The sequence below is a fragment of the Pseudomonas lundensis genome, from assembly GCF_015377145.2.
GTDB classification, from domain to species: Bacteria; Pseudomonadota; Gammaproteobacteria; order Pseudomonadales; family Pseudomonadaceae; genus Aquipseudomonas; species Aquipseudomonas lundensis.
This window is the reverse complement of sequence record NZ_CP062158.2, coordinates 2,089,028-2,103,528: the sequence shown is the minus strand read 5'-3', so window position 1 is coordinate 2,103,528 and position 14,501 is coordinate 2,089,028. Positions and strand designations below refer to the sequence as shown.

Below are 14,501 nucleotides of genomic sequence, written 5' to 3'. Positions count from 1 at the left end.
AAAATTATTTTCCTGTTCGGATTTCTGCCAATGCCTTTTCTAATATTTTCATGTCAGGTGGATTTTTTTTGGATGCTTTTGAATCCAACCATGCAGATTCTTTGCGTTTAATTAAGGCAATACCTTCATCCGCAAACTCACTTCTAAAATATTGGCGATCTATCAATTTGCCATCAGCGTCAAAAGGTTTAACTTTCAATAGCTCATTATCGGCAAAGAACCTTATAAGAGCTGTAAGCATCCGCCTCACAATAACTTGCGACTCAACATCAGGAACTATATTTCCGTTCTCATCCATTATTTTATAAGCCGCCACTATGGACTCTACAGTCCCCCACACTGAATAATTGTGGTTCATTTCAAGGTATCCTCACGATTTCAGAAACGCCATTCACTGGAATTAAATCTCGAGTTGTTCTATCACGTATAAATACCCCTCCCTCTGTGTGAATATTGATTTCCTTCTCTATTTGTTTCGTTTTATCGGCGGTCGGACTGGTCACCTCAAAGGTCTGCGCCTTACCATCCTCGATAACGACTGTATCAACACGACACCTTTCTTCTGAAATAGGATCCTTAACAGACTTCCCAGATGCGTCACGTAGATAACACTCACATTGGATTGTCGCGTCAGGGTACTTCTCCCTTATCCTTGCATTAAATTCTTGATGGCGACGATCCCCCTCAACTGCGTTTTTGATTCGCGCCAACCCCAGCGGATCAATCCACCCCGTTGGATTCGGCGCATACGCATAAAGGTTCAACCCACCCGCATAGCGGATCGGGTCTTTGCTGACAAATCGTCCGACCCGTGGATCATAGTACCTATACCGATTGTAGTGCAGCCCTGTTTCGTGATCGTGGTATTGCCCCTGAAACCTGATCGGGTTGGTCAGGCCTTGGCGTTGTGCCCATTCCGAGCGTTGTTCTTTGACTTCGCCCCACGCTTTGTACTGTGCGCTCCAGGCGATTTGGCCGGTGTGGTCGGTCAGTTCTTGTGGCGTGCCCAAGTGGTCGCACTGGTACCAGGCCAACACGTCAATCGGCAGCGCTTGCGGGGTGTGGGTCCATAGCGGGTCTTGGTCGATGTCGTAGGCGCCGGTGTAACTCGGTTGGGCCAACAGGCGCATCGGTTGGTGGCGCAGGGCCTGGGCCACGGGGACGAAGGTGCCGGGTTGGTAGAGGTAGTGGACGGTTTTGCCACTCGCGCCGTCGGCCTGCGCGGGGCTGCTTTCCCAGGCGAGGGTCTCGCCGTCCCAGCCGAATAACGTGAAGCCGCACCCCAGTTCGCGCTGTTTGCGCGCCTGTTCGTTGCGGTTCCACTGCGAACCGGCTTCGCTTCGGTTTAGGTGGTGGGCGTTGGAGTGTTTGTACAGACGACGGCCCAGCGGGTCGTAGGCGTAGTCGACGCGCAGTTGGCTGTTTTCAAAGCGCACCAGACGGTCGAACAGGTCCCAGTGCAGTCGGATGTGCTGGCCGTTGTGCCAGCGGCGGATCTGGTTGCCGCGTTCGTCGTAGTCGGAGTGGCTGCCGGCGTATTCGCGCAGCAGGTTGTCCATCAGGGTGTTGCGTTTGGGGTCGTGGTCCAGTGGGCGTTGGACCTGTTGGTTTTTTTCATCCAGCAGGTTGCTGGCCGGGTCGAAAGCGAAGGTTTCGACGCCCAGACGGCTGGTGGCGTTGAGCAGTCGGCCGACCGGGTCGTAGCGGTAGGACAGCGTCCCACGACGGCTGTCGTGGATGTCGGTCAGTTGGCTGGCTGCGTCGTACTGATAGGTGCGTTTGAGCAGGGTGGTTTTGTCGTCGCTGCGGCCTAAAAACTGTTCTTGCAGGCGCCCGGCCGGGTCCCATTGTTGGGTCTGGAGCAGGTGGTTGCCCTGGTGGCGGGCGACTTCGCGGTGCAGGTCGTCTGCGCTCGTAGCAATAGTTTATTGTTTCGGGATAAATCCTGGCGTCTTGTTAGATTCCTTACGAACTCCGCGACCTATAAATAATCGCCAATTTTTGCCGCTGCTAACTGCTTTTTCGGTCCAGTAGTAGTTATCTAAAATCTTGTAAGTGGTACCGTCGCTTGCTATGACTCCTTTCCGAGCGTACTTCTTAAATAATTTATTCAACTCTCGATTGACTATTTTTTCAACACTAGAACTGTCGGCGCTGTAGCGTGTTGCCCCAATAGCATACTCATCCTCCCCTCCGTAAGATACAGTAACGAAGCCCTTTCTTTGCTCACGCCTGAATGTTTCTCTTGTATGCAAAGCGATTACCCCCTCATCCTTTCTTTCACCAAAAAACCAATCACAAAAAGAAAAATCACTTTCGTTAAAGTCCTTTAGATTAAGATTATCTAAGCGCGCGAATTTTTTCTCTATCTTATGCCAAAAATACAAGCAAAACCCTGTATTTGCCATGAGCTCCGAATTAATGCTTACAAACTCTTCAAACATCAAAAAAATGATTTTATCCATTAACTATTTCCTTTGGCAGGTGCAATTATATGGCCGGAATTGCACGTCATCAGGAGCAAATTCTCCCTTGATTTTTGTTCTTAGATCATCAAGTGCCTGTTTCTCTCGAACAATCGGATTTGTTTGGTCTGCACGATTTTTACCGACATTGCCGTAGATGAGTTTTCCCTCTACATCCTCGTAAATTATATCTGGGCGACGACCTCCTTTATTACCTCCTGGCGTGAGGACTAACTGCTCTTTCTTGACCCCGCCCCCAGCAATGACTCTCCCCCCAGAAGCTTCAACCTCTTGGCCCCAAGCTTGAATAACTTGATTATGTGGACCCTCTCCATTGGTTTTAGGGCCTCGCTTAGCAAGCCCCAGCGGATCAATCCACTCCACCGGATTCGGCGCATACGCATACAGGTTCAGCCCGCCCGCATAGCTGATCGGGTCTTTGCTGATAAAGCGTCCGACCTGGGGATCATAGTACCGATGGCGGTTGTAGTGCAGCCCTGTTTCGTGATCGTGGTACTGCCCCTGAAACCTGATCGGGTTGGTCAGGCCTTGGCGTTGTGCCCATTCCGAGCGTTGTTCAGTGACTTCTCCCCAGGCTTTGTACTGAGCGCTCCAGGCGATTTGGCCGGTGTGGTCGGTGAGTTCTTGTGGCGTGCCGAGGTGGTCGCACTGGTACCAGGCCAGCACGTCAATCGGCAGCGCTTGCGGAGTGTGGGTCCACAGCGGGTCTTGGTCGATGTCATAGGCGCCGGTGTAGCTTGGTTGGGCCAGGCGGATCAGTTGTTGATGCAGCGCTTGAGCAAAGAGCGCGAAGCTGCCTGGTTCAAAGATTTAATGCACCGCGTACCCGACGGCGCCTTGGGTCTAGCCGGGCTGTTTCCACAGGCCAAGGTGTCACCGTTCAAGCCATGAAGGGTAAACCGCAGCCCCTTGAAAAGGATTACTGGGCTCAGCCATATAAATTATTTTCGTAAATACGCAGAAACCTTATCTACATTAACGGTCAATGCTTTAAATGACGCCTCTGAATCTCCTGATATTTTAACTGTAAAGTAACTATCTTCCACAAAAAACCCTATCGTTAAATCACACTTATTTCCCGACCCAAACTTAGTCAGAACTACATCACTTAAAGGAAAGGCTGAAAGCTCAACTTGTACAGCATTCAATCCTTCCCACTTCCCAGGCGGGACCAAAGGAAAATCCTTCATGCTAAATCGCAACTTAGCAATTGGGCCATTCCACCCAAAATTTACTTCCTGCAAGTCTACACCATCGAAACTCAAATCTTCGCCATAGAGCTCATTAATAAACTTACTACCACTCAGATAATTTTTAGCCAATTTCATCACTGCTCTCGCTAAAATGGATAATGTGCCGCTGTAACGGGTACCGATCCGGTTCGTGTATTCTCTGCTGGCCTCACATTTAAATGAGATTTCTGATCGCCAATACCACCTTCGCCAAATTTATGTCCTGCACTATGTTCTTGAATCACTACCTAACTTTCGTCTTCCCGGGTGAAAGTATATTCTCTTGTTTCCACACGCTTCCCATCGCATATTAATGGACAGCCTCCTCGTGTAGTCATTGGTACTTTAACAATACTATCTGATTGCTGAGATACAGAAACTCCTCCATCACGCTTTGCTCGCTTAAACGCGCCTTGTCGACCTGAAAGCACAAACGGGTCTACTCAGACCACCGGTTTCGGCGCATACGCATAAAGGTTCAACCCACCCGCATAGCTGATGGGGTCTTAGCTGATAAACCGTTCGCCCCGTGGATCATAGTGCCTATACCGATTATAGTGCAGCCATATTTCGTGATAATGCATGGCTATTTTATAATCGTTGCAGCATCTTATATGAGTCAAATGACTATGTAAGTGATGCAAGCGGACTTAAAAACTCCACAAGCCACAAAATCATATCTGCACATCTATATGCTAGATATTGACGCGAACATTTTTAATCTCTCCTTCAACTCATAAATAGACGCCTCTATCATAGAGCAATACTGAGAAATACTGAGTTCCTCAGTAAAGCATGTAGTGCTTGCCCAAGGTTTTATGACAATAAAACTTTGCTTATGCACATCAACGAATACCGCCTCATCACCATCAAAAGCCTCAACACCTAACGGCAAGCAAGAATTTCTTATATCTTCTCGAATAGCATTAGACAGGACGTTTTCCAAATTATCCATGGCGCACTCTATTGGCTCAAAATCATTCATTCTGACCACTAAATCCTCTAACGCCAACAAAAGACTCTTTGCAAGCATAAGCTGCTCGTAATCTCCAACATTTACTGAACCAAAAACAAATTCACAGCGCGAAAAAACGTATTGCCTGTCAGTTGAGAGCTCTACCTCCAATTTAATTATTGGTTCTTTCATTTCCCTGCCCCCTTACATTTACAAGTAATCGTCCTTGCTGCAAACCGTTTAGCAACTTCAGGTGGCACTGGAATCCCGCAATTCTGTATAGAGTCTCCATTCCAATGCACTTTTCCATCATTGCTATAGCCAAAACGATGAACTACGCCATGTTCATCTCGCGTATACCAATGCTTACCCTCTGCATCAGGTATCGCTTTTTTTGTACAAGTCATCTGCATTTTTGGGAAAAATTGAAGTTTTTGTTCCTCCGCCTCTAAAGGTTCCAGATGAAGGATCATGGTGCCCTGGATTTTCATATTTTGGTTTTGGGCCGTGGTATCGACCCTCTTTAGGGAGCTTGGCTAACCCATTTGTATCAACCCACCCCACCGGATTCGGCGCATACGCATAAAGATTCAGCCCACCCGCATAACTAATCGGATCCTTACTGACAAACCGTCCGACCCGTGGATCATAGTGCCTATACCGATTGTAGTGCAGCCCTGTTTCGTGATCGTGGTATTGCCCCTGAAACCTGATCGGGTTGGTCAGGCCTTGGCGTTGTGCCCAGTCCGAGCGTTGTTCTTTGACTTCTCCCCACGCGCTGTACTGCGCGCTCCAACGGGCCGTGCAAAATCACCGAGATGCCATCCCCACGAATTCTTTAATGGAAGTTAGTTTTTAAAGAACAATTCTTCACTTCAACTATTTGCGACCTTTTAATCAGGCCGCTGGCAATCAATGCGGTAATACAAATAGTCTCCGTCTCACGTAATTCGACCGAGTATCCATCGATAGATGGAAACCCCTTGCACAATGCACTACTGACGTCTTGACCCACCCATGTAATCTGCCTCCCCTAAAGATTGGCCCGGGAAAAGTTTAAGAACCACGCTGCCATCGATGATTGGGGCTTCAAGGCTGACGATGTACTCCATTAGTCGCATGATTTAATTTCGTATACTAAGTCACTACATTAGTGTAATTCACTGACTAATGAGGCGATTGACAATGATTCAGTGATTCTTGAATGGTCAATTGCTTTATGTTGTAAGCATGCATCTTCGTAAGCAATTTTCTCGCCATCCGAAATGGATGAAAGATAGTTATCGACCTCTAAAAAATCACAGCCCGCAGGAATATCAACAGAAAAAAGCGAGATTCCTTCTGTTTCTGAGCATATGCATCCTAGTATTTCAAGTTGTTTTATTATCTGTTTCTTAATGACGCCGTTTTCAGCAAAAACTCTGAGCGTGGAATGGCCTCCTTGGCGAACTATTTTTATGGCTACTTTGGCTCCATTTTTTTCAGTGGTCAAAATGCAGTCACCCTTACTGACACCGTAAATATAATAGGGTGCGTTGTCAATTTCGTATACACATGGTTCTTTTGATATGCCCCACAGTGATTCTGCTGAGACTGGTGGATAGTTGTCTTCATCTTGCTTTAGTTCGAAGATAATTTTTTGATAATGATTAGACATAATCTAACTTCTCATAGAAGTGGATAAAGTAGCCTATTTAAAAGCTTGTAGTTTGGTTTCAAAGAGTCGGACAAATCTCTGTTGCATCTACGACATAGAATTTGGGTGTTTTTTTTCATTATTATCGCCGCCTAAAGAGGCTGGGTGAATATGATCAAATTGCCGCTCGCTTAATGGAGGAGTTATACCCCGTTGACTTTTTTTGCCAGGTACCACGGAGGTGAGACATTTTTCACAAGTTTCAACTCCGAATACCTCTTGATTTTCCATGGCAACTTTTGTTTTGACTGATTTAGGAATTCTCGCCAACCCCAGCGGATCAACCCACCCCACCGGATTCGGCGCATACGCATAAAGATTCAGCCCACCCGCATAACTAATCGGATCCTTACTGACAAATCGTCCGACCCGTGGATCATAGTACCTATACCGATTGTAGTGCAGCCCTGTTTCGTGATCGTGGTATTGCCCCTGAAACCTGATCGGGTTGGTCAGGCCTTGGCGTTGTGCCCAGTCCGAGCGTTGTTCTTTGACTTCTCCCCACGCTTTGTACTGCGCGCTCCAGGCGATTTGGCCGGTGTGGTAGGTGAGTTCTTGTGGCGTGCCGAGGTGGTCGCACTGGTACCACGCCAGTACGTCAATCGGTAGCGCTTGCGGGGTGTGGGTCCACAGCGGGTCTTGGTCGATGTCGTAGGCACCGGTGTAACTCGGTTGGGCCAACAGGCGCATCGGTTGGTGGCGCATTGTCTGGGCAGGGCTACTTTCCCAGGCGAGGGTGTTGCCGTAGAGGGTCATAACTCAACGCTATTAACTTACGAAAAACTTTATGACTCTATCTCGAATTCATCGTCTCTAATTTTAAGTGCAATTTCCAAAGGCCCCAAATAAAAAAAACCCCATTCTACATCATCAAACTCACCTACGGACTTCAGTACAAAACCATTAGAACTCGCCACACGACAAATAAAGCTCAAATCACTTACAACCTCCCCAGACCACCCTCCTTTTAATAATCTATCAACATCACACCCTTTTGGAAAACATGCAAAATATGAACAGCGCTCATTCAAAATAATATTTATCACAGAGCTTGCTGAAGACAAAGTCAAAGCAGCTGCTCCGTAAAACTTTATACCACTTCCCCCCTCAACCACAAACTCTTTAAAGTCATTACCACACAACACCTCTAACCCTCTCAGCTTCAGCGCACCCCACAACCTCCTATAACGAGTTATACGAGTATCAGGCTGCCAAGCACTGGTACCTACCAATAACCAAACATCATAATCGGGCAATCTTTCTTGAAGCATCTTGTAGAGCCCCTTAAAAACTTGCAAGAGGGCGCTCTCCTCACGCACTTTTACCAACCAACTTATTACGGTTAGCTTACATTCACCTTCCTCGACCGACCGACCCAGATGGATTACATCATTATCTGAAAAAGCGTCTTTAGCAATTGTCACTGCAACCTTAGTAGTCATAGTGGAAACCTGATTCATCATTAAAGTGAGCACCTCTATTCTGTGGGTTTCCTGTGCCAAAATCGTGTCCGCCTGAATCATCTCTAACTCTTACTTTTTTAATCCCCCCGCCTGGCGCAGCGACTTCAAATTCATAAATTTTTCCTGGCTGTCGATTTCCACGTTTATCCACGTTATGAATTACCCTACTTGGCTGCTGACTTGTCGGAATTCCTGACTGGCGCTTAGCTTCATTAAACGCTCCCCGACGACCAGCCCCTTCAGGCGTCATATTCTTAGGAGCTGAATTTTTTACTTCACTATCACAAATACAACGCGCCAACCCCAGCGGATCAACCCACCCCATTGGATTCGGCGCATACGCATACAGGTTCAACCCACCCGCATAGCTGATCGGGTCTTTGCTGACAAATCGTCCGACTCGTGGATCATAGTACCTATACCGATTGTAGTGCAGCCCTGTTTCATGATCGTGGTATTGCCCCTGAAACCTGATCGGGTTGGTCAAGCCTTTCTGCCGCGCCCATTCCGAGCGTTGTTCTTTGACTTCTCCCCACGCTTTGTACTGCGCGCTCCAGGCGATTTGGCCGGTGGGGTCGGTCAGTTCTTGTGGCGTGCCGAGGTGGTCGCACTGGTACCAGGCCAACACGTCAATCGGCAGCGCTTGCGGGGTGTGGGTCCATAGCGGGTCCTGGTCGATGTCGTAGGCGCCGGTGTAACTCGGTTGGGCCAGTAGGCGCATCGGCTGGTGGCGCAGGGCCTGGGCCACGGGGACGAAGGTGCCGGGTTCGTAGAGGTAATGGACGGTTTTGCCGCTCGCGCCGTCGGCCTGCGCGGGGCTGCTTTCCCAGGCGAGGGTGTCGCCGTCCCAGCCGAATAACGTGAAGCCGCACCCCAGTTCCCGCTGTTTGCGGGCCTGTTCGTTACGGTTCCACTGCGAGCCGGCTTCGGTTCGGTTTAGGTGGTGGGCGTTGGAGTGTTTGTACAGACGACGGCCCAGCGGGTCGTAGGCGTAGTCGACGCGCAGTTGGCTGTTTTCAAAGCGCACCAGGCGGTCGAACAGGTCCCAGTGCAGGCGGCTTTGCTGGCCGTTGTGCCAGCGGCGGATCTGGTTGCCGCGTTCGTCGTAGTCGTAGTGGCTGCCGGCGTATTCGCGCAGCAGGTTGTCCATCAGGGTGTTGCGTTTGGGGTCGTGGTCCAGTGGGCGTTGGGCCTGTTGGTTTTTTTCATCCAGCAGGTTGCTGGCCGGGTCGAAAGCGAAGGTTTCGACGCCCAGACGGCTGGTGGCGTTGAGCAGTCGGCCGACCGGGTCGTAGCGGTAGGACAGCGTCCCACGACGGCTGTCGTGGATGTCGGTCAGTTGGCTGGCTGCGTCGTACTGATAGGTGCGTTTGAGCAGGGTGGTTTTGTCGTCGCTGCGGCCTAAAAACTGTTCTTGCAGGCGCCCGGCCGGGTCCCATTGTTGGGTCTGGAGCAGGTGGTTGCCCTGGTGGCGGGCGACTTCGCGGTGCAGGTCGTCTGCGCTCGTAGCAATAGTTTATTGTTTCGGGATAAATCCTGGCGTCTTGTTAGATTCCTTACGAACTCCGCGACCTATAAATAATCGCCAATTTTTGCCGCTGCTAACTGCTTTTTCGGTCCAGTAGTAGTTATCTAAAATCTTGTAAGTGGTACCGTCGCTTGCTATGACTCCTTTCCGAGCGTACTTCTTAAATAATTTATTCAACTCTCGATTGACTATTTTTTCAACACTAGAACTGTCGGCGCTGTAGCGTGTTGCCCCAATAGCATACTCATCCTCCCCTCCGTAAGATACAGTAACGAAGCCCTTTCTTTGCTCACGCCTGAATGTTTCTCTTGTATGCAAAGCGATTACCCCCTCATCCTTTCTTTCACCAAAAAACCAATCACAAAAAGAAAAATCACTTTCGTTAAAGTCCTTTAGATTAAGATTATCTAAGCGCGCGAATTTTTTCTCTATCTTATGCCAAAAATACAAGCAAAACCCTGTATTTGCCATGAGCTCCGAATTAATGCTTACAAACTCTTCAAACATCAAAAAAATGATTTTATCCATTAACTATTTCCTTTGGCAGGTGCAATTATATGGCCGGAATTGCACGTCATCAGGAGCAAATTCTCCCTTGATTTTTGTTCTTAGATCATCAAGTGCCTGTTTCTCTCGAACAATCGGATTTGTTTGGTCTGCACGATTTTTACCGACATTGCCGTAGATGAGTTTTCCCTCTACATCCTCGTAAATTATATCTGGGCGACGACCTCCTTTATTACCTCCTGGCGTGAGGACTAACTGCTCTTTCTTGACCCCGCCCCCAGCAATGACTCTCCCCCCAGAAGCTTCAACCTCTTGGCCCCAAGCTTGAATAACTTGATTATGTGGACCCTCTCCATTGGTTTTAGGGCCTCGCTTAGCAAGCCCCAGCGGATCAATCCACTCCACCGGATTCGGCGCATACGCATACAGGTTCAGCCCGCCCGCATAGCTGATCGGGTCTTTGCTGATAAAGCGTCCGACCTGGGGATCATAGTACCGATGGCGGTTGTAGTGCAGCCCTGTTTCGTGATCGTGGTACTGCCCCTGAAACCTGATCGGGTTGGTCAGGCCTTGGCGTTGTGCCCATTCCGAGCGTTGTTCAGTGACTTCTCCCCAGGCTTTGTACTGAGCGCTCCAGGCGATTTGGCCGGTGTGGTCGGTGAGTTCTTGTGGCGTGCCGAGGTGGTCGCACTGGTACCAGGCCAGCACGTCAATCGGCAGCGCTTGCGGAGTGTGGGTCCACAGCGGGTCTTGGTCGATGTCATAGGCGCCGGTGTAGCTTGGTTGGGCCAGGCGGATCAGTTGTTGATGCAGCGCTTGAGCAAAGAGCGCGAAGCTGCCTGGTTCAAAGATTTAATGCACCGCGTACCCGACGGCGCCTTGGGTCTAGCCGGGCTGTTTCCACAGGCCAAGGTGTCACCGTTCAAGCCATGAAGGGTAAACCGCAGCCCCTTGAAAAGGATTACTGGGCTCAGCCATATAAATTATTTTCGTAAATACGCAGAAACCTTATCTACATTAACGGTCAATGCTTTAAATGACGCCTCTGAATCTCCTGATATTTTAACTGTAAAGTAACTATCTTCCACAAAAAACCCTATCGTTAAATCACACTTATTTCCCGACCCAAACTTAGTCAGAACTACATCACTTAAAGGAAAGGCTGAAAGCTCAACTTGTACAGCATTCAATCCTTCCCACTTCCCAGGCGGGACCAAAGGAAAATCCTTCATGCTAAATCGCAACTTAGCAATTGGGCCATTCCACCCAAAATTTACTTCCTGCAAGTCTACACCATCGAAACTCAAATCTTCGCCATAGAGCTCATTAATAAACTTACTACCACTCAGATAATTTTTAGCCAATTTCATCACTGCTCTCGCTAAAATGGATAATGTGCCGCTGTAACGGGTACCGATCCGGTTCGTGTATTCTCTGCTGGCCTCACATTTAAATGAGATTTCTGATCGCCAATACCACCTTCGCCAAATTTATGTCCTGCACTATGTTCTTGAATCACTACCTAACTTTCGTCTTCCCGGGTGAAAGTATATTCTCTTGTTTCCACACGCTTCCCATCGCATATTAATGGACAGCCTCCTCGTGTAGTCATTGGTACTTTAACAATACTATCTGATTGCTGAGATACAGAAACTCCTCCATCACGCTTTGCTCGCTTAAACGCGCCTTGTCGACCTGAAAGCACAAACGGGTCTACTCAGACCACCGGTTTCGGCGCATACGCATAAAGGTTCAACCCACCCGCATAGCTGATGGGGTCTTAGCTGATAAACCGTTCGCCCCGTGGATCATAGTGCCTATACCGATTATAGTGCAGCCATATTTCGTGATAATGCATGGCTATTTTATAATCGTTGCAGCATCTTATATGAGTCAAATGACTATGTAAGTGATGCAAGCGGACTTAAAAACTCCACAAGCCACAAAATCATATCTGCACATCTATATGCTAGATATTGACGCGAACATTTTTAATCTCTCCTTCAACTCATAAATAGACGCCTCTATCATAGAGCAATACTGAGAAATACTGAGTTCCTCAGTAAAGCATGTAGTGCTTGCCCAAGGTTTTATGACAATAAAACTTTGCTTATGCACATCAACGAATACCGCCTCATCACCATCAAAAGCCTCAACACCTAACGGCAAGCAAGAATTTCTTATATCTTCTCGAATAGCATTAGACAGGACGTTTTCCAAATTATCCATGGCGCACTCTATTGGCTCAAAATCATTCATTCTGACCACTAAATCCTCTAACGCCAACAAAAGACTCTTTGCAAGCATAAGCTGCTCGTAATCTCCAACATTTACTGAACCAAAAACAAATTCACAGCGCGAAAAAACGTATTGCCTGTCAGTTGAGAGCTCTACCTCCAATTTAATTATTGGTTCTTTCATTTCCCTGCCCCCTTACATTTACAAGTAATCGTCCTTGCTGCAAACCGTTTAGCAACTTCAGGTGGCACTGGAATCCCGCAATTCTGTATAGAGTCTCCATTCCAATGCACTTTTCCATCATTGCTATAGCCAAAACGATGAACTACGCCATGTTCATCTCGCGTATACCAATGCTTACCCTCTGCATCAGGTATCGCTTTTTTTGTACAAGTCATCTGCATTTTTGGGAAAAATTGAAGTTTTTGTTCCTCCGCCTCTAAAGGTTCCAGATGAAGGATCATGGTGCCCTGGATTTTCATATTTTGGTTTTGGGCCGTGGTATCGACCCTCTTTAGGGAGCTTGGCTAACCCATTTGTATCAACCCACCCCACCGGATTCGGCGCATACGCATAAAGATTCAGCCCACCCGCATAACTAATCGGATCCTTACTGACAAACCGTCCGACCCGTGGATCATAGTGCCTATACCGATTGTAGTGCAGCCCTGTTTCGTGATCGTGGTATTGCCCCTGAAACCTGATCGGGTTGGTCAGGCCTTGGCGTTGTGCCCAGTCCGAGCGTTGTTCTTTGACTTCTCCCCACGCGCTGTACTGCGCGCTCCAACGGGCCGTGCAAAATCACCGAGATGCCATCCCCACGAATTCTTTAATGGAAGTTAGTTTTTAAAGAACAATTCTTCACTTCAACTATTTGCGACCTTTTAATCAGGCCGCTGGCAATCAATGCGGTAATACAAATAGTCTCCGTCTCACGTAATTCGACCGAGTATCCATCGATAGATGGAAACCCCTTGCACAATGCACTACTGACGTCTTGACCCACCCATGTAATCTGCCTCCCCTAAAGATTGGCCCGGGAAAAGTTTAAGAACCACGCTGCCATCGATGATTGGGGCTTCAAGGCTGACGATGTACTCCATTAGTCGCATGATTTAATTTCGTATACTAAGTCACTACATTAGTGTAATTCACTGACTAATGAGGCGATTGACAATGATTCAGTGATTCTTGAATGGTCAATTGCTTTATGTTGTAAGCATGCATCTTCGTAAGCAATTTTCTCGCCATCCGAAATGGATGAAAGATAGTTATCGACCTCTAAAAAATCACAGCCCGCAGGAATATCAACAGAAAAAAGCGAGATTCCTTCTGTTTCTGAGCATATGCATCCTAGTATTTCAAGTTGTTTTATTATCTGTTTCTTAATGACGCCGTTTTCAGCAAAAACTCTGAGCGTGGAATGGCCTCCTTGGCGAACTATTTTTATGGCTACTTTGGCTCCATTTTTTTCAGTGGTCAAAATGCAGTCACCCTTACTGACACCGTAAATATAATAGGGTGCGTTGTCAATTTCGTATACACATGGTTCTTTTGATATGCCCCACAGTGATTCTGCTGAGACTGGTGGATAGTTGTCTTCATCTTGCTTTAGTTCGAAGATAATTTTTTGATAATGATTAGACATAATCTAACTTCTCATAGAAGTGGATAAAGTAGCCTATTTAAAAGCTTGTAGTTTGGTTTCAAAGAGTCGGACAAATCTCTGTTGCATCTACGACATAGAATTTGGGTGTTTTTTTTCATTATTATCGCCGCCTAAAGAGGCTGGGTGAATATGATCAAATTGCCGCTCGCTTAATGGAGGAGTTATACCCCGTTGACTTTTTTTGCCAGGTACCACGGAGGTGAGACATTTTTCACAAGTTTCAACTCCGAATACCTCTTGATTTTCCATGGCAACTTTTGTTTTGACTGATTTAGGAATTCTCGCCAACCCCAGCGGATCAACCCACCCCACCGGATTCGGCGCATACGCATAAAGATTCAGCCCACCCGCATAACTAATCGGATCCTTACTGACAAATCGTCCGACCCGTGGATCATAGTACCTATACCGATTGTAGTGCAGCCCTGTTTCGTGATCGTGGTATTGCCCCTGAAACCTGATCGGGTTGGTCAGGCCTTGGCGTTGTGCCCAGTCCGAGCGTTGTTCTTTGACTTCTCCCCACGCTTTGTACTGCGCGCTCCAGGCGATTTGGCCGGTGTGGTAGGTGAGTTCTTGTGGCGTGCCGAGGTGGTCGCACTGGTACCACGCCAGTACGTCAATCGGTAGCGCTTGCGGGGTGTGGGTCCACAGCGGGTCTTGGTCGATGTCGTAGGCACCGGTGTAACTCGGTTGGGCCAACAGGCGCATCGGTTGGTGGCGCATTGTC

18 protein-coding genes and 6 pseudogenes are annotated in these 14,501 nt (G+C 47.9%); 2 read left to right on the top strand and 22 right to left on the bottom strand.

What is annotated here, in order from left to right:
- Window positions 1–4 precede the first annotated feature (4 nt).
- From IF654_RS10005 to IF654_RS23280, 4 genes and pseudogenes are all read right to left on the bottom strand, one after another.
- Window positions 5–358, bottom strand: a complete 354-nt coding sequence (locus tag IF654_RS10005) for a hypothetical protein (RefSeq protein ID WP_194862506.1) — start codon at window positions 356–358, stop codon at window positions 5–7.
- A gap of 346 nt (window positions 359–704) precedes the next feature.
- Window positions 705–1,922: pseudogene (locus IF654_RS10000) on the bottom strand (RHS repeat-associated core domain-containing protein); the annotation flags it as partial.
- A 3-nt stretch (window positions 1,923–1,925) separates the two neighbouring features.
- A complete protein-coding gene (locus IF654_RS09995) occupies window positions 1,926–2,465 on the bottom strand; it encodes a hypothetical protein (protein ID WP_169880959.1) in 540 nt (179 codons plus the stop codon).
- A gap of 3 nt (window positions 2,466–2,468) precedes the next feature.
- A complete protein-coding gene (locus tag IF654_RS23280) occupies window positions 2,469–3,152 on the bottom strand; it encodes an RHS repeat domain-containing protein (protein ID WP_418889553.1) in 684 nt (227 codons plus the stop codon).
- Between the two features lie 42 nt (window positions 3,153–3,194).
- Here IF654_RS23280 and IF654_RS23275 point away from each other — a divergent pair, with 42 nt between their 5' ends.
- On the top strand, window positions 3,195–3,377 hold the full coding sequence (locus IF654_RS23275; RefSeq protein WP_230683778.1) for a hypothetical protein: 183 nt from the start codon (window positions 3,195–3,197) through the stop codon (window positions 3,375–3,377).
- Window positions 3,378–3,427: 50 nt separating this feature from the next.
- Here the strand turns inward: IF654_RS23275 and IF654_RS09985 are convergent, their stop codons facing one another.
- From IF654_RS09985 to IF654_RS23265, 11 genes and pseudogenes are all read right to left on the bottom strand, one after another.
- Entirely contained in the window at window positions 3,428–3,814 is a 387-nt protein-coding gene (locus IF654_RS09985) for an Imm50 family immunity protein (protein ID WP_194862507.1), read from the bottom strand.
- Between the two features lie 11 nt (window positions 3,815–3,825).
- On the bottom strand, window positions 3,826–3,963 hold the full coding sequence (locus tag IF654_RS23270) for an HNH/endonuclease VII fold putative polymorphic toxin (RefSeq protein WP_218830285.1): 138 nt from the start codon (window positions 3,961–3,963) through the stop codon (window positions 3,826–3,828).
- Window positions 3,964–4,406: 443 nt separating this feature from the next.
- Window positions 4,407–4,865, bottom strand: a complete 459-nt coding sequence (locus IF654_RS09975; RefSeq protein ID WP_047274092.1) for a hypothetical protein — start codon at window positions 4,863–4,865, stop codon at window positions 4,407–4,409.
- On the bottom strand, window positions 4,862–5,146 hold the full coding sequence (locus IF654_RS09970; protein ID WP_143518662.1) for a hypothetical protein: 285 nt from the start codon (window positions 5,144–5,146) through the stop codon (window positions 4,862–4,864). The genes IF654_RS09975 and IF654_RS09970 overlap by 4 nt, the downstream gene beginning before the upstream one ends.
- A gap of 57 nt (window positions 5,147–5,203) precedes the next feature.
- A pseudogene (locus tag IF654_RS22905) lies at window positions 5,204–5,468 on the bottom strand (RHS repeat-associated core domain-containing protein); the annotation flags it as partial.
- Between the two features lie 355 nt (window positions 5,469–5,823).
- Window positions 5,824–6,330 carry a DUF4265 domain-containing protein gene (locus tag IF654_RS09960; RefSeq protein WP_194862508.1) on the bottom strand — a complete coding sequence of 169 codons (507 nt, stop codon included), beginning with the start codon at window positions 6,328–6,330 and terminating at the stop codon, window positions 5,824–5,826.
- Window positions 6,331–6,624: 294 nt separating this feature from the next.
- Window positions 6,625–6,957, bottom strand: a pseudogene (locus IF654_RS09955) (RHS repeat-associated core domain-containing protein); the annotation flags it as partial.
- 197 nt (window positions 6,958–7,154) lie between these two features.
- Window positions 7,155–7,811 carry a hypothetical protein gene (locus IF654_RS09950; RefSeq protein WP_194862510.1) on the bottom strand — a complete coding sequence of 219 codons (657 nt, stop codon included), beginning with the start codon at window positions 7,809–7,811 and terminating at the stop codon, window positions 7,155–7,157.
- Window positions 7,801–9,345, bottom strand: a pseudogene (locus tag IF654_RS09945) (RHS repeat-associated core domain-containing protein); the annotation flags it as partial. The gene IF654_RS09950 and the pseudogene IF654_RS09945, both read right to left, overlap by 11 nt.
- A gap of 3 nt (window positions 9,346–9,348) precedes the next feature.
- Window positions 9,349–9,888: a hypothetical protein gene (locus IF654_RS09940; RefSeq protein WP_169880959.1), complete on the bottom strand. Its 540-nt coding sequence runs from the start codon at window positions 9,886–9,888 to the stop codon at window positions 9,349–9,351.
- Between the two features lie 3 nt (window positions 9,889–9,891).
- Window positions 9,892–10,575 (bottom strand): RHS repeat domain-containing protein, encoded by a 684-nt coding sequence (locus IF654_RS23265; protein WP_418889553.1) that lies wholly within the window; start codon window positions 10,573–10,575, stop codon window positions 9,892–9,894.
- Between the two features lie 42 nt (window positions 10,576–10,617).
- Between IF654_RS23265 and IF654_RS22895 the strand changes: the two genes are divergently transcribed.
- Entirely contained in the window at window positions 10,618–10,800 is a 183-nt protein-coding gene (locus IF654_RS22895) for a hypothetical protein (protein ID WP_230683778.1), read from the top strand.
- A 50-nt stretch (window positions 10,801–10,850) separates the two neighbouring features.
- Here IF654_RS22895 and IF654_RS09930 read toward each other — a convergent pair whose 3' ends face one another.
- The 7 genes and pseudogenes from IF654_RS09930 to IF654_RS09900 all read right to left on the bottom strand — a co-directional run.
- Window positions 10,851–11,237, bottom strand: coding sequence for an Imm50 family immunity protein (locus tag IF654_RS09930; RefSeq protein ID WP_194862507.1), 387 nt, complete (start codon window positions 11,235–11,237; stop codon window positions 10,851–10,853).
- A gap of 11 nt (window positions 11,238–11,248) precedes the next feature.
- Window positions 11,249–11,386 carry an HNH/endonuclease VII fold putative polymorphic toxin gene (locus IF654_RS23260; protein ID WP_218830285.1) on the bottom strand — a complete coding sequence of 46 codons (138 nt, stop codon included), beginning with the start codon at window positions 11,384–11,386 and terminating at the stop codon, window positions 11,249–11,251.
- Between the two features lie 443 nt (window positions 11,387–11,829).
- A complete protein-coding gene (locus IF654_RS09920) occupies window positions 11,830–12,288 on the bottom strand; it encodes a hypothetical protein (RefSeq protein WP_047274092.1) in 459 nt (152 codons plus the stop codon).
- Complete coding sequence (locus tag IF654_RS09915; protein ID WP_143518662.1) at window positions 12,285–12,569, bottom strand: hypothetical protein; 285 nt, start codon at window positions 12,567–12,569, stop codon at window positions 12,285–12,287. The genes IF654_RS09920 and IF654_RS09915 overlap by 4 nt, the downstream gene beginning before the upstream one ends.
- Before the next feature lie 57 nt (window positions 12,570–12,626).
- Window positions 12,627–12,891: pseudogene (locus IF654_RS22890) on the bottom strand (RHS repeat-associated core domain-containing protein); the annotation flags it as partial.
- 355 nt (window positions 12,892–13,246) lie between these two features.
- Window positions 13,247–13,753: a DUF4265 domain-containing protein gene (locus IF654_RS09905; protein WP_194862508.1), complete on the bottom strand. Its 507-nt coding sequence runs from the start codon at window positions 13,751–13,753 to the stop codon at window positions 13,247–13,249.
- 294 nt (window positions 13,754–14,047) lie between these two features.
- A pseudogene (locus IF654_RS09900) lies at window positions 14,048–14,380 on the bottom strand (RHS repeat-associated core domain-containing protein); the annotation flags it as partial.
- Window positions 14,381–14,501 lie beyond the last annotated feature (121 nt).

What these genes read in the sequence shown, in the direction of transcription:
- IF654_RS10005 (WP_194862506.1), bottom strand. Translation starts at nt 358, where the DNA reads ATGAACCACAATTATTCAGTGTGGGGGACTGTAGAGTCCATAGTGGCG.
- IF654_RS09995 (WP_169880959.1), bottom strand. Translation starts at nt 2,465, where the DNA reads ATGGATAAAATCATTTTTTTGATGTTTGAAGAGTTTGTAAGCATTAAT.
- IF654_RS09985 (WP_194862507.1), bottom strand. Translation starts at nt 3,814, where the DNA reads ATGAAATTGGCTAAAAATTATCTGAGTGGTAGTAAGTTTATTAATGAG.
- IF654_RS09975 (WP_047274092.1), bottom strand. Translation starts at nt 4,865, where the DNA reads ATGAAAGAACCAATAATTAAATTGGAGGTAGAGCTCTCAACTGACAGG.
- IF654_RS09970 (WP_143518662.1), bottom strand. Translation starts at nt 5,146, where the DNA reads ATGATCCTTCATCTGGAACCTTTAGAGGCGGAGGAACAAAAACTTCAA.
- IF654_RS09960 (WP_194862508.1), bottom strand. Translation starts at nt 6,330, where the DNA reads ATGTCTAATCATTATCAAAAAATTATCTTCGAACTAAAGCAAGATGAA.
- IF654_RS09950 (WP_194862510.1), bottom strand. Translation starts at nt 7,811, where the DNA reads ATGACTACTAAGGTTGCAGTGACAATTGCTAAAGACGCTTTTTCAGAT.
- IF654_RS09940 (WP_169880959.1), bottom strand. Translation starts at nt 9,888, where the DNA reads ATGGATAAAATCATTTTTTTGATGTTTGAAGAGTTTGTAAGCATTAAT.
- IF654_RS09930 (WP_194862507.1), bottom strand. Translation starts at nt 11,237, where the DNA reads ATGAAATTGGCTAAAAATTATCTGAGTGGTAGTAAGTTTATTAATGAG.
- IF654_RS09920 (WP_047274092.1), bottom strand. Translation starts at nt 12,288, where the DNA reads ATGAAAGAACCAATAATTAAATTGGAGGTAGAGCTCTCAACTGACAGG.
- IF654_RS09915 (WP_143518662.1), bottom strand. Translation starts at nt 12,569, where the DNA reads ATGATCCTTCATCTGGAACCTTTAGAGGCGGAGGAACAAAAACTTCAA.
- IF654_RS09905 (WP_194862508.1), bottom strand. Translation starts at nt 13,753, where the DNA reads ATGTCTAATCATTATCAAAAAATTATCTTCGAACTAAAGCAAGATGAA.